This is a genomic window from Sulfitobacter sediminivivens (genome assembly GCF_042611115.2).
GTDB classification, from domain to species: domain Bacteria; phylum Pseudomonadota; class Alphaproteobacteria; order Rhodobacterales; family Rhodobacteraceae; genus Sulfitobacter; species Sulfitobacter sediminivivens.
The window spans coordinates 99,149-111,728 of sequence record NZ_JBHGAR020000007.1 but is presented as its reverse complement, the minus strand read 5'-3'; the positions used below and the strand labels follow the sequence as shown (position 1 = coordinate 111,728).

At 51.3% G+C, this 12,580-nt stretch carries 11 protein-coding genes; 5 read left to right on the top strand and 6 right to left on the bottom strand.

Annotation, left to right across the window (positions count from 1 at the left end; all coding sequences use genetic code 11):
- Positions 1-129: 129 nt before the first annotated feature.
- The 3 genes from ACEWL3_RS09725 to ACEWL3_RS09715 form a co-directional block, all read right to left on the bottom strand.
- Positions 130-1,227, bottom strand: coding sequence for a gamma-glutamylcyclotransferase family protein (locus tag ACEWL3_RS09725; protein ID WP_386182327.1), 1,098 nt, complete (start codon positions 1,225-1,227; stop codon positions 130-132).
- A gap of 156 nt (positions 1,228-1,383) precedes the next feature.
- Complete coding sequence (locus tag ACEWL3_RS09720) at positions 1,384-1,674, bottom strand: HigA family addiction module antitoxin (RefSeq protein WP_386182329.1); 291 nt, start codon at positions 1,672-1,674, stop codon at positions 1,384-1,386.
- A 12-nt stretch (positions 1,675-1,686) separates the two neighbouring features.
- Positions 1,687-1,968 carry a type II toxin-antitoxin system RelE/ParE family toxin gene (locus ACEWL3_RS09715; protein WP_386182331.1) on the bottom strand — a complete coding sequence of 94 codons (282 nt, stop codon included), beginning with the start codon at positions 1,966-1,968 and terminating at the stop codon, positions 1,687-1,689.
- 321 nt (positions 1,969-2,289) lie between these two features.
- On the opposite strand from ACEWL3_RS09715, the gene ACEWL3_RS09710 reads away from it, so the two are divergent.
- The 3 genes from ACEWL3_RS09710 to ACEWL3_RS09700 are packed head-to-tail and all read left to right on the top strand — an operon-like array spanning position 2,290 to position 7,123.
- Positions 2,290-5,451 (top strand): histidine kinase, encoded by a 3,162-nt coding sequence (locus ACEWL3_RS09710; RefSeq protein ID WP_386182333.1) that lies wholly within the window; start codon positions 2,290-2,292, stop codon positions 5,449-5,451.
- Positions 5,448-5,900: a response regulator gene (locus ACEWL3_RS09705; RefSeq protein WP_386182335.1), complete on the top strand. Its 453-nt coding sequence runs from the start codon at positions 5,448-5,450 to the stop codon at positions 5,898-5,900. The genes ACEWL3_RS09710 and ACEWL3_RS09705 overlap by 4 nt, the downstream gene beginning before the upstream one ends.
- 11 nt (positions 5,901-5,911) lie before the next feature.
- Positions 5,912-7,123, top strand: a complete 1,212-nt coding sequence (locus tag ACEWL3_RS09700) for a phosphorylase family protein (protein WP_386182512.1) — start codon at positions 5,912-5,914, stop codon at positions 7,121-7,123.
- A gap of 73 nt (positions 7,124-7,196) precedes the next feature.
- Here ACEWL3_RS09700 and ACEWL3_RS09695 read toward each other — a convergent pair whose 3' ends face one another.
- From ACEWL3_RS09695 to ACEWL3_RS09685, 3 genes are all read right to left on the bottom strand, one after another.
- Entirely contained in the window at positions 7,197-8,096 is a 900-nt protein-coding gene (locus ACEWL3_RS09695) for an HNH endonuclease (RefSeq protein WP_386182337.1), read from the bottom strand.
- Positions 8,097-8,198: 102 nt separating this feature from the next.
- The gene (locus ACEWL3_RS09690) at positions 8,199-8,495 is read right to left on the bottom strand and encodes a hypothetical protein (RefSeq protein ID WP_386182339.1); all 297 of its coding nucleotides are present in this window, start codon (positions 8,493-8,495) and stop codon (positions 8,199-8,201) included.
- A gap of 4 nt (positions 8,496-8,499) precedes the next feature.
- Entirely contained in the window at positions 8,500-9,036 is a 537-nt protein-coding gene (locus ACEWL3_RS09685) for a helix-turn-helix domain-containing protein (RefSeq protein ID WP_386182341.1), read from the bottom strand.
- Between the two features lie 253 nt (positions 9,037-9,289).
- On the opposite strand from ACEWL3_RS09685, the gene ACEWL3_RS09680 reads away from it, so the two are divergent.
- Together ACEWL3_RS09680 and ACEWL3_RS09675 are read left to right on the top strand one after the other, a co-directional pair.
- Complete coding sequence (locus ACEWL3_RS09680) at positions 9,290-10,384, top strand: tyrosine-type recombinase/integrase (protein ID WP_386182343.1); 1,095 nt, start codon at positions 9,290-9,292, stop codon at positions 10,382-10,384.
- 623 nt (positions 10,385-11,007) lie between these two features.
- Positions 11,008-12,246, top strand: coding sequence for an APC family permease (locus ACEWL3_RS09675; RefSeq protein ID WP_386182345.1), 1,239 nt, complete (start codon positions 11,008-11,010; stop codon positions 12,244-12,246).
- Positions 12,247-12,580 lie beyond the last annotated feature (334 nt).

Genomic DNA, 12,580 nt, shown 5'->3' with positions numbered 1-12,580 from the left:
GAGGTGTAGTTCGCCAGGGCGGGACCACTAGCTCACCTATTGCGGCTGTGCCGGGAGCCGTCTTTGAGGTTCCTGAAAACGGCCATTCTTTTGTAACGGTATCAACCTAAGCCTTTCGCAGCTCATTTGTTACTCTTTGAACCTTTGCAGGCGCTCAATGTATGCATCTGGAAGGCCAACTTCTCGAGCGGATTTTACTATCAAGTCGACGTACTCTGTGTCCGGGGGAGGGGGGGCGTCTTCAGGGAAAGCGATGTGTGCCGCACATACTATGCTATCTCCGAATTCATTAACTATAATGACCGGTTGACGTTGATAAGCTTCCCTGTCTTCGATTTCGTCCATTCTATCAAGTTGCGAATTTGACATCGAATAGATTACACCATGGACGGAAGACCCTGGAGCCCGATGGACACTTGCAACTGCGCCAGGGCGGTATGATCCTTTTCGGCTAAATACCATATCGTGGCCATTTAAGGTGCCCTTTCCGATAAAATCCACATCGCCCACTCGTTCTTCGATCTGGGACTTGCTCATATTGGATCCGTACGAAAAATATAGAATCTTCTTAGATATCCATACTTTAGCTAAGTCGGGGGTCGAGATTTGAAGTGCAGCTTTACTGCTTGCCAGATCAGCTACCCGAGCAGCCAAATGCTCGGCAATCGGCCTTGATCGCTCAATAAAAACAGCAGTGCCCGCTAGACCCGTTTCCTTACCGAGTATCCGCCTACGAGTTGTTAGCATGGTTTCAACGACGCATTTCCTCGGGTTATTGGGGTCAATCACGCAAGTACTTACTAATTGACCTCCAGCAGCGTCGAGCAGGAGCGCGAGCTCAAAAGTCTCAGGATGGTCGGACAAAAGGTCACCTAACATTGTTACCCACTTTTCGTGCGATCCTGAGCGAGTTTGGAGCCTGACAACTTTTACACCATTTCGAAGGGCGACACGAAATGCCTCAACAAAATTTGATGATATAGCCTCACCTTCAGCACCTTCTGAAAAATCAAAACCATCGCCGGTTATATAGATTTCGCTTTCTGCATCACGAATTTTTTTTATGAAGTATTCATAAAAGGCGTGATTGTAGGACCCATCTTCGGCCTCTCTAAAAAAACGCACTTTGGTCGACCTGAAAGTAATCGCTCTCCAAAACGCGCGCATGCTCTCTTCCCGGAGAACTTTCTTGAGAATTTCGCGCCCAACTAGCCCACCAATATCCATACTCAACTCCCCTCGTTCGGCGCACTTAATTGGGCCACCTTATCTTCAATGTTGTGGTATCACTACCCACTGATCAATCATCCTTCGCGCGCTATGATGCAAACATTTGCTGTGCGCGGGAACTTGTGATGTAGCACTAACCACAATTGATCCCAGCTAAGCAGCAACGAGCGGTTCGATGCTGGACACGTCGATTTCCTTCGAGGCTCTTGCCATGTCGTAATTCGTCTGCAAGTTCATCCAGTACGCCGGATTCGTGTTGAACACGCGGGCGAGGCGCAGTGCGGTATCAGGCGTGATTCCGGTGGTGCCCTTGATCAACCGCTCGATCCGCGTCCGAGGCACACCCAGCCGCCGCGCAAACGCGATTGCCCCCATGTCCAGAGGATCAAGGTAAAGCTCCTTCAGGACTTCACCGGGGTGCATTGGTTCTTCAAGCAGGCTCATCAGCGTATCCTCTCAATGGTAATCGACAATCTCGACATCAGCAGGGCCGTTCGGCGTCCAGACAAAGCAGATGCGCCATTGCCCGTTGATCCGCACGGAGTGTTGCCCAGCCCGATCACCTTTCAGTTCTTCCAAGTGGTTGCCGGGCGGGAACCGCAAATCCTCGACAACCACCGCAGCATCCAACGCAGAAAGCATCGCCCGCGTGCGCTTCACCAAGTCACCGGGAAAGCCTTTGCCGTACTTGCCTTTCACGGCACTAGCAGCGCGTTTACCCTTGGTGCTTTGGATCATGTCATGAAAGTATCACTGACTGATACATGTGTCAATATGCGATACATATCTTGAAATCTGACATAGTAACGAGCGCTCTGGTTGTAACATGCGAAACAATTCTATTATACGAAATCTGGCGTCCGTGCCAACATGAGTCGCTAGATAGCGTGTTTTGGAGAATATATTGAACATCGATTTTAGCGTCGCGACCGGAACGGAATCCTAGGTATGCCTCGAAACAGAAAGACTGCTCGCTCCAGACGAACGGAACTGAAAAACATTGTCAGGGGTTCAACAGGAGCATCATTTGCGATTGAGGCACTAAAGCTATCTCTAAACGTGAACGAATTGACCGATATGTCTATTTGGTTACGAACGACACATTCACTGTCGCCATATTTCAGACATCTAGTACCACGAGCCCCATCGAGAATTGGCGGCCTAACCTTAGGAAATACGCAGGGAACTCAAGAAGAGCTCTTGTGGGCGATCGGCATACTGCAGGCTGAAAAAAAATCGCTTACTTCCTATGTCGAAGGCCGCAACCTGCTAAATCGCGCGCTAGAAGCGGGAGACAATGACACTGCGCTCACTCATCTTGATACAATGGTCAAGACCGTAGGCTGGTCGCACCATGCTCTGGGCACAAAGTGCTTCCTAGTTGGACAAACTGAAGGGTTAGAGCCTCAAAAGGACTGGATAGAGGAACAAATCTTTTCGAAAACTACCGCTCCAATTGCGTTTTTCGCCTATTGGATGGGTGTGCGAACTGAACCAGGTGGCGAAGCAAGCGTCTTTGAGACAGCTCTCAAGAGCTACATTCATAGAATTGATGATGAAGAAGAAATAGTCTTTTTGGAGCACATCTTGCTCGGAAGCGCTGCCCCACCGAGCCTTGAAGCAACCCTAATCAGGCAGCTGCAAAATCAGTCATTGGTTGATCTGTACGAAGGTCTGGTTATCCAAGCAATGGCTGCAGCCTCAGAGTTCCGAAATACCTCAGAATACTATTTCTCATCCTTAGTTCCATTAATGCAAGAACTGCATGATGAGCGCTCATCGAGAATAGCTGCAGCGATGGGAGACCGTGAAGCGTTTGAGATCATTCGCTCAAACACAAATTCATGGAGCCCATCACAAGAACTCAACTTTGTTAGAAAGTTGAGTTCCAAGCCAGCATTACCGGCCCCAGAGTCTTTCAAAGACTTGGTTCGTTCAATTGGTAATATTGAGATCAATGAAAGAGAGTTAAGATCCAAGCTTGGGTCGTACACTTACGCGTCATTATGGAGCACGCTAAGTCAATTTGCTGGTACGGCACATAGACTAAGACGGGCAACCTCCATTGATGAGATACTCCTGCAATACCGTTTCCGCTTCTTACATGATGCCGGAGTAGATCCGTTCCTCTTCGGTTTGTTGCATCCAGCCATTGTGGCGGAACGTCTTGGCGATGGGTCAACTGATGGACTTTTAAAAAACAATATCCTTTTTGACTTTGGTAGAGCCTTGGCCAGTCATGATTTTTCATCGATACGCGAAAAATGTGGTGAAATATATGGAGGTAATGGAGCTGAAGACGCCGAACTACTTAGGATTGAAATAGTCACATATCTTGAAGAGGGAAGCCTCCTTCCTTTGGTCAAGCGTCTTTATCCGCTGATCGCGAAATCTGACGACATAATCCCATTGTTGCCCTACTCGAAAATCGCGGAGAGCCTTACAGATAGTGTAATCAGGGAGCTTGGCGATTATCCTGAGACAGCAGTACTGCTAGCTCGGATAGTTCCATTCACAGGTGAGCAAACAAGATCTCAACTCATCTATGCCATAGAGCAATTCTTGGCGTCTGTCGGCTGTGAACGCGCATCTCAGCTCGATGCTCAGATGTTTCATGAAAGCCCTGCCGCTAGGGAACTAGTACTATTAGGTTGTCAGATGGATACTCTGGCACTGTCACTCAATTTTGCAGACGGTGACGAAATGCAGGAAGAGCGTATTCTTGAACTGCAGCTTCTTGGTAATGTTGATCAAGGCCTACAAGATGCATGTGACGCTGAAATTGAGGAGATCATCAGATCTCAAGAAATTGCGAACGCAATTGATAAACTGAAGACTGGGAAAATTGACTGTGATGAAGGTCAGATATTTAGCTGGGCAAGGGACCATGTAAGCGGAAAATTCGATCGGTTTAGGTCATTTGTGGATGCAGGTATTTTACCAACCACACCTGGATTAGCAAAAGAACTGCTGGTCGCCATCCGTGAGGGTGCGTCTTCAACTCCAGTATTCGAAGTGCCCTCCAATGAAGCCACTGCAATTGTACAAGAGATCGTCAATGATCTGATCGCTGCCTATAGTTTTGACCCGGTTTATGGTCTGAACAGTTATCTAAGCTTGCGGGTTCGTCACGGTACAGTTTCAGGGCAGTTGAGGAGATCCTGGGCTGAGGAGCGCCTCCTAACAACAGCTGATAGTAAGGGAGAGGGGTATGAGTTTAACGAACACTGGTTTGAGATCCTTCGTGATGTCATTCCGATTGATCAAGCCGGTCTAATCGCAGAGGCCTTGGCTGACTTTTCCCGCAATTTTGACATGGCAATTGCGACGCTAACGGACGAAAGAATCCAAATATACAGCAAAGCAAAACCGGAGGGAGTGATTTCTACGGGATTTGTGGAGGCCGTGAAGTTGGGGTTTTATGATGAGGCTGCAAATTTGGACGACTTTGATGACTTCCTCGGAGCGTTTTCGTCACTCTTTTGGTCTAATCTTGATACGACTCTTGAAGGTACCCGTACTTACCTCGGTACAACGTTTCGTACTGAGCTCAACGAGCTCTTCGACGGCATCGATCAGAGAATTTCGGAGATTACTTCCGTATCGCGTACCCCGCCTTTGTCAGATGCAATTGTACGCGCCAGGTTGGCAACCAACCAGTCAATTGATGAAATGCTGGAGTGGTTTAGGGGGTCGAGGCCTGTCGACACCGACCCATTTCCAGTGAATGATCTGGCCCAAATTAGCTTGGAAATTGTCAAGCGTTTGAACCCAGACTTTGACCCCGAACTATCGATTTCAGGTGAAACCGACTTTGTAGCAGTTTCGGCACTCTTCACATTCACGGATGTGTTTTTTGTACTATTCGACAATGCGCAAAAGCACTCGGGCCTCCAGCGTCCATCAATTGAAATAAACGTCGCGACAGATGACCAGGAACTGCTCAGAATAGTGGTCACTAGTGACTGCAAGAATGTGCCGCGTGCTATCGAAGACGCGGAGAAAGCGAACGCTATGATCTCGTCAGGCCAGTACACGAAAGGATTGTCTGCAGAAGGCGGAACAGGACTCGCGAAGTTAGCAAAAATCGTAGAGAATTCGAAGTCAAGACAGCCGCTTTCCGTGTCAGTGATCGAAGCAGAGAAAAAGTTTGTTGTAGCAATGGAGTTTTCATTCGTGGATCTGGGCGACAAAAGAGCAATGGGCGAGTTGAGCGAATGAAAGTGCTCCTTGTTGAAGATGATGAGAACAAGAAATCTAGGATACTTGAATTCTACGAGGGTAAGTTTCCCGACGATGAGCTTTTGATCGAAGACTCCATGGTTAGCGGTCTACGCGCTGCACGCGAAACACGGCCAGATTTTGTTATTCTTGACATGACTTTGCCAAACTATCCTATCTCGTCCAGGCAGGGTTTCAACCCAATGAGACCTTTTGGTGGTCGAGATTTTCTCAGGCAACTTCGACGCCTAGATCTTCGTGCAAACGTAGTTGTTCTCACTCAGTTTGAGACGTTTGGTGCGCCACCTGATCAAATCGATTTACATAATTTAAACAATGATTTGGTTAAGGAATTCCCAGAAATTTTCCTCGGATCTATCTACTATCACGCCTCGAAATCATCTTGGCAGTCAGAGCTAGCTATTATGCGCGAACGTTTGGAAGGATAGAGAAATTGAAAGTGTTAATTGTTGATGATGTGCAGACAAAAGTCAGAGAGATACTGAGAGTACTTGCTGGCGCCGGAATCACTGAGGAGTTTGTAGATACGGCAGGAAGCGTTGTTGGAGCCGCGAAGCTATTGAAGGAAAACGAATATGGGTTATTGGTCCTTGATCTGGTGCTCCCCATGCGTCTTTCGGAAGAGCCTAACGATCTAGGTGGTACTAGGCTACTAACAGAAATAGTTCGTGACCCCTCTTTGAATCGCCCAGAACACATCGTCGGGCTGACGGTAAGCGAAGAGGCACTCGAAAAAGCACAACCTGAGTTTAGTCGCGGCCTTTGGTCGATAGTTCGGTATGGGCCCGATGTCAGTGATTGGAGTGAAGCGTTAGTTGAAAAGGCTCGGTACCTACTCGCTCGGGAAAGCGTTGAACACGAGAATGTCGTAAGTGATACAGATATTCTGTTCGTCTGTGCTCTTCCGCGGCCAGAACTCAGTCAGCTCAAGTTCGCATTAGGAAACAAGTTTGAAGAAATCTCAGTCGATGGCGATCATACCCGTTACTTTAGATCCGTGTTCGCCGAGCAAGCGCGAGAAGTCTCGGTAACGGTCTGTTCAGCGCCATCTATGGGTCTGACGGCTGCGGCTTCATTGACCACGAAAGCTTGTATGCACTTCAAGCCGAAGATTGTTGTTATGACAGGGATATGTGCTGGAAGAAGAGGAGAGGTCGCCCTTGGTCAGTGCATCGTGGCATCAACGTCGTGGGACTATGGAAGTGGGAAATTCGTTGGGTCGGCAGATGGCGTTCAGTTCAAGGCCAACCCCTATCAATTGGCCATCGATCCGGCCACTCAATCTGCTGCCGAGGCAGTGCTGAGCGACCAGGCATTCTTGGATAGAGCCCATGACAGTTTTCAAGGGAACAAGCCCAACCAAAGGCTAACAGGCCTTCTGGCTCCACTTGCTAGTGGCGCTGCAGTACAGGCTAACGGTGAGTTTTTTGAAAGTGTCGCTCAAAAACAAGTGCGGAAAGTCGCTGGAATAGACATGGAGGCCTTTGCAGTGGCTTGGGCTGCTAGAGAGGCAAGCGGACCCAAGCCTCTATGCATTTTGGCTAAGAGCGTTGCTGACTTCGCCGATGAAGAGAAGGCTGACGATTTCCAAGACTATTGTTCTTTTACGAGCGCACTGATCGGGTTCGAAATTGCCTCACGTCTTATCTAACTCAAATTTACGTGCTCGCGGCGGTTCATTAAAACCGTTATATTATTTTTCGCCAAACTTATGTGTTAGCACTTCACTGCTTGAAGCAATTGTTTCGATGCCAACTCACATATTCTGCTCTTGGACGGTTGGCTAGACGCTTGGGCGCCAAGAGCTTCCCGGTCGAATTCATCATTGCTGTCACGGCATCTATGTCGTTGCTTTGCCGCGATACTAGAATGGACAGGTCATCGGCCAGCCCAACCAGGCCTCTGTCAAACATCCAGTGAGCTGTTCCAGATAACGCTAGCCCATTACTCACGATATCGGGGCCGTCACGTTCGACCGGCCTGATATGTGCGGCCTCAACCTCGGCACGCCCGCCACCATTAATCAGGCGTAGTCCTGTTATCGCGCAACGTTCGCCATAAGCACGAAGAACATTCTTTCGGAAGTTGCGGTCGCGCACCGCGCGGTTGGTCAGCTGGTTGACTCGGTCCCGCGCTGCGAGGTGCTGAAAGGACACCTGCGAGTCTTGGAAGCCGGGCATTTGGTTTGTCTGATCGACGCGAGGCAAAAAATCATCATCTTGCCCAAGTCCGCGCTCCACAATTCGGGCGAAGTCCTCGGCCGAAAGTGGCCGTACTGCAGCCTGAGCACGGCCGGAAATGTTTCCAAGATCGTTCAAGACGCCTTGCTCGACGATGCCGTCAGTATCGCGGAATGGAACCGGATCGCCAAAGTCGAGATAGGTCCCGGGTTCGATGACAGCCAAATACATATCAGCTCTGCGGGGGTCTGCGTTGATCTCTTGAACCTTGGCGACAGCGAAGTAGCCTTTGGTGTTTTTCACCTTGGTGGGTTCAAGGTAGACGATCCAGTCGCCTTGACACTGCTGCACACGCGTCAGGTATTTTTTTGGGAACTGGTATCGTTCCGATGGGACGTCATCGTAGACTGAGTCTGTCCGGTGAATGAAGACTCCAAACGTCACGCGAATTGGCCTCCCCGGCAGACAAGTTGGAGCCAAGTCTTAATCGCAGCGGGTAGTTCCCAGCACGCCTGGAGAGCTGTGAAACGGCGTTTTGTGTTTTGCTCACTCAACAATCAAACGCTCCAATTTCTTGCTCGCGAAATGCAAGGTAAGAACTGAGCCTGTTAGCACTGGAACAAGAGCGCCCGCCACGGCAACACAAATGATTAGGCATGCTGTGAACCAACTGAAATCGGTGCCGTAGTCGAAGAATTTGAAATGAAGAAAGCCCGCGAGATACAGGGCACAGACGCCCGAATATATGTTGTATAGTGGCGACAGCGGATCGATTGCGGTTCGTTGCGCACGCTCCAAAGCCGCCCGACGGATACGCTTCCAGTTTTCGCTCGGTTTCTTCATTTCTCTACTCCCTAACAAGCTCGATCCATGTGTGAACGTCGTCATCCGTTATTTCACGCCCCTTGACGTGAGACTCGTACCAGCGCGCGACGATTGCACCGCGTTTTTCGCTTTTGATCTTGATACCCTCTGCGTTGAGGTGCTGATCAAGCGAGCTTTCAATCTCTTTGAGTGCGTTGAAGTCGTGTCCGGCTCTGATGGCGTTTGTACCTAGCAATAGCCAAGGCACATCGACTTCAAACCGTTCGCCCATTGCTATCAGGGCTTCCACTGGAATGCCGCGCTGGCCTTTCTCGTAACTATGGTAGGCGCGTGGGGAGACGCCGATAGCCTCCGCCATAGCTGCCTGCGAAATGCCGACTTCACTGCGTGCAATGGTCAGACGCGCACCCATAGCAGCAAACAAATCAGCATGTTTTTGCGCCATCTTCGATTTCCAATTGACGACTTCGTATTTTCTCGCGAATATCGCAAAAAATGACGAACTATTACGGTTATTCCCATCTGAACACGTCAGATGGTGCTGAACAAGCGATTCCATGCGGCAAACCTATTCACACCTAGCGGACAAGGACGACTGAAATGGCAGAGATCGACAAAACCGACAGCTCGCAAATCCTGGGGCTTGGAAAGACACCAGCTCAATGGGTTGAGATCATGGCCAAGCGAGAAATTGAAATTTCCGAGCGCACGCTTCGCGAGCGGGCGAATGACACGGGCGCGTTCTATCGGCTCGGGCGAACCATGCTGATCACGCCTGCGCAGATCGATACCATTTTTGAGAGAGGTCCGTCATGCCGACCAAAATCTATAAGCGGGGCCGATTCTACTATGTCTACGGGACGATCGAATACAACGGCAGACCGTTCTCACGTAAATACCGCGACAGCACTGGGTCGACTACAGAAGCAGGTGCACGGGACTGGCTAGCGCGTGAAACCGAGTATCAAATACGTCAGTACTTGCTCGGAGATGAGCCAAGGAGAACGTTTTCAGATGCGATCATGCTGTACAACGCCTCTCCGAAAGCGGCCAAGCAGTTGATCGAAATCGTGAAGGAAATTGGCGATACGCCACTAAGAGCAATTTCCGGCGCGCTGCTGAAAGGATTGGGGCCAAAGCTGAAGCCGAAGGCGTCTACCGACACGTGGTGGCGCGAGATCGTGACGCCTGCCAGCGCGGTGATCAACAACGCACACGAATTGGAAGGTACGCCGCTGATACGGGTGAAGCCCTATGATAAGTTCGAGCGTATCGCACAAGACAGGCGACGTGGGAAGCTCAGCAGGGTGGAACGAACTCCATCGGACAAGAAGTGGATCGAGGCGTTTTGTAGTGCCGCTGATCCGTACAACGCCGCGTTGGTGCGGTTCATGTTCGAGACGGCGGCGCGGATCGATCAGGCCGTTTCATTGGAGCCTGACGATCTCCGCCGCGCCGAGAACAAGGTCAGGGTGAAGGCTCAGAAGGGGCATCCGGAGAGCTGGATCACCGTTTCGCCGCAGATGATGGACGAGTTGCTGGCATTGCCAGCGAAGAGACCTAAGAACCGCAAGACTGGCAAGTTCATGAAGCCGCGCGTCTTCGGCTATGGCAGCTCGACAGGCTACAACACGCGTTGGAAGACAATCTGTAAGCGTGCAGGCATCCAATACCTGTCTGCCCACCCCGCTGGACGGCACGGGTTCTTTACAGAACTGGTGGTCCGGCAAGGCGTTGATCCGGTCACCGCAGCCAAAGCTGGACGGTGGTCAGACCCCAATTTGCCTATGCGCATTTACGCCCATGCAGAGACCGACGAGGCCGATGTTAGAGCCCGGTTTCGTACAAACCATGTACAGGAAGACCCTGTACAAACACCCAAGCAGCAGAAATCAAAGAAGGAATAGCGCTATGAACGGTTCCCTCCTAAGGGGCAGGTTGCAGGTTCGAATCCTGCCGGGGTCACCAAAATCACCTTTAAAATGCCTTATCTAAAGGGCTTTGGGCGGAAGCTTGCGGGAACTTGGGCTGGACTGCAGGCCGATGTCGGCTGAAATGGCCGATTTCTTGGATAAAACCTAAAAAAAGTCCGTGGGGGGTTTCGGCTTTTGAGGTCCTTCAATGAGCTGGCGCGTCGCAAAGGAATGCTCCACGCAAGCAGATCATCACGTTTCTGGCCGTCAAGGCGAGCGATGACGGTTCGGCCATCTGGTGCTCCTAGGACACGATCCAGTGCCATACCGAGCTTGGCTCAAGTACCGTAAAGCGGACGATCAAGGATTTCCTAAACGAATGTATTCTGATCGAGGCGGATCAGAAAAAGTGCAAGAACGGACACAGCAACGCTGACCGTATAAAACCGGCGAAGGATACGCTGCTCGGGCTGACTTGAGAACCAGAGATAGACATCAGGACCATGATAATTCGGTACCCCGTCCAAATCAGACGCGTTGACACAAATCAAGGTTGGCCAGACGAGGCAGCACTAGTCTGAAGAATAACGCGGACAAATACACCGCTTAGGGGGGAAATGGACAACGCATCTGAACAGACCGTGCATCTCAAACGGTCGATCGGGCTTACGGGCCTCGTCCTCTATGGGTTGGGTGTTACCATCGGGGCGGGCATCTATGTTCTGGTCGGCGAGACGATTGTGCGCGCCGGGTCTTATGCGCCCGCCGCCTTTCTGATTTCCGCAATTGTCATGGGCTTCACAGCTGCCTCTTTTGCGGAGCTCTCGGGCCGGGTGCCACGCGCGGCGGGTGAAGCTGTCTATGTCGAACATGCCTTTGGCATTGGCTGGTTGACTGTTGTCGTGGGGCTTGCCGTTCTGGCCGAAGCGATGATCGCAGCGGCGGCCATTGCGGTGGGCTCTGCGGGTTATGTCGCAGAGCTGATCGCCCTGCCAAGGGAACTGTTGGTGATCTGCATCGTGCTGCTAATGGCCATGATTGCGGCCTGGGGCATTCGGGAATCCGTTACCATTGCAGGGGCCATGACGCTGGTCGAGGTTCTGGGCCTTCTGGTCATCATTTATTTCGGGCTGGCCAATGACCCCGGTAGCCTCCGCGCCCTGCCCCATGCTCTACTGCCGGCACCAACGGACTTGCACGCGATGTCGGGCGTTCTTGCTGCCAGCATGATCGCATTTTTTGCCTTCATCGGCTTTGACGATGTGGTCAACCTTGTGGAAGAAGCCAAAAATCCCGCCAAGATCATGCCCTGGGCCATTGGCATCACGCTGTTGACGGTCACGTTCCTCTATATTCTGGTGTCTTTCGTGGCGGCGCAAAACATCACGGTTGAGGAATTTGGCGCAACATCAGCGCCGGTCAGCCTGCTGTTTGAGCGGCTGACGGGGCTGCCGCCGCTGGCAATCACGCTGGTTGCTATTATCGCAACGATGAACGGCGTTGTGATCATTCTGATCATGGCCGCCCGCGTGGCCTATGGGATGGCGCAGGAAGGGCGGCTGCCCGCGTGGATCGGGGTGGTTTCCCCACTCACGCAGACCCCTCTGAGAGCAACGGTGATTGTGACGGCGATTGTGCTGGTGCTGGCGATCTTTACCCATCTGGATACATTGGCAGAGACCTCCTCCGAAGTGATCCTGGCAATATTTTTAACGATTAATCTTGCTCTGGTCTGGTTCAAACTCAAAAAAGTCCCGACACCGCCCGGTGCGTTCAAGGTCTCCATCGTGTTTCCCATTTTGGGTGCTGTGCTGTGTCTGGCCCTTTTGATTGGTGCGTCTCTTGCGGGCAGCTGACAAAAGGAGCCATCTTTGGGCAACGCCCCGACCTCTGATCACAAGCGCAGGGGCCATGCAGGGCATGACCAGTCCACGCGTTCCTGAAAAGCCTCGCAGGCCCCTCGCTTGAATGGCTTTCCTCTGATCAGCTGCGCCTGCACATCGGTGCCGACAGCCCGTTACGTTTCGATACAGACAGCGCAGCGCCGTCAGATAGACCGCGCATAAAGTGCCATTCGCGCCTCGCGCGGAGGCGTTTTGGTATCGGCAAAAATCCAGATGTCGTTCGCGGCAGGAACGTTCATCTATGCGCGGCAATTGGGTGTCAGCGGATATACTATGCTCTCAACAC

What these genes read in the sequence shown, in the direction of transcription:
- ACEWL3_RS09715 (WP_386182331.1), bottom strand. Translation starts at nt 1,968, where the DNA reads ATGATCCAAAGCACCAAGGGTAAACGCGCTGCTAGTGCCGTGAAAGGC.
- ACEWL3_RS09720 (WP_386182329.1), bottom strand. Translation starts at nt 1,674, where the DNA reads ATGAGCCTGCTTGAAGAACCAATGCACCCCGGTGAAGTCCTGAAGGAG.
- ACEWL3_RS09685 (WP_386182341.1), bottom strand. Translation starts at nt 9,036, where the DNA reads ATGGAATCGCTTGTTCAGCACCATCTGACGTGTTCAGATGGGAATAAC.
- ACEWL3_RS09705 (WP_386182335.1), top strand. Translation starts at nt 5,448, where the DNA reads ATGAAAGTGCTCCTTGTTGAAGATGATGAGAACAAGAAATCTAGGATA.
- ACEWL3_RS09690 (WP_386182339.1), bottom strand. Translation starts at nt 8,495, where the DNA reads ATGAAGAAACCGAGCGAAAACTGGAAGCGTATCCGTCGGGCGGCTTTG.
- ACEWL3_RS09675 (WP_386182345.1), top strand. Translation starts at nt 11,008, where the DNA reads ATGGACAACGCATCTGAACAGACCGTGCATCTCAAACGGTCGATCGGG.
- ACEWL3_RS09725 (WP_386182327.1), bottom strand. Translation starts at nt 1,227, where the DNA reads ATGGATATTGGTGGGCTAGTTGGGCGCGAAATTCTCAAGAAAGTTCTC.
- ACEWL3_RS09680 (WP_386182343.1), top strand. Translation starts at nt 9,290, where the DNA reads ATGCCGACCAAAATCTATAAGCGGGGCCGATTCTACTATGTCTACGGG.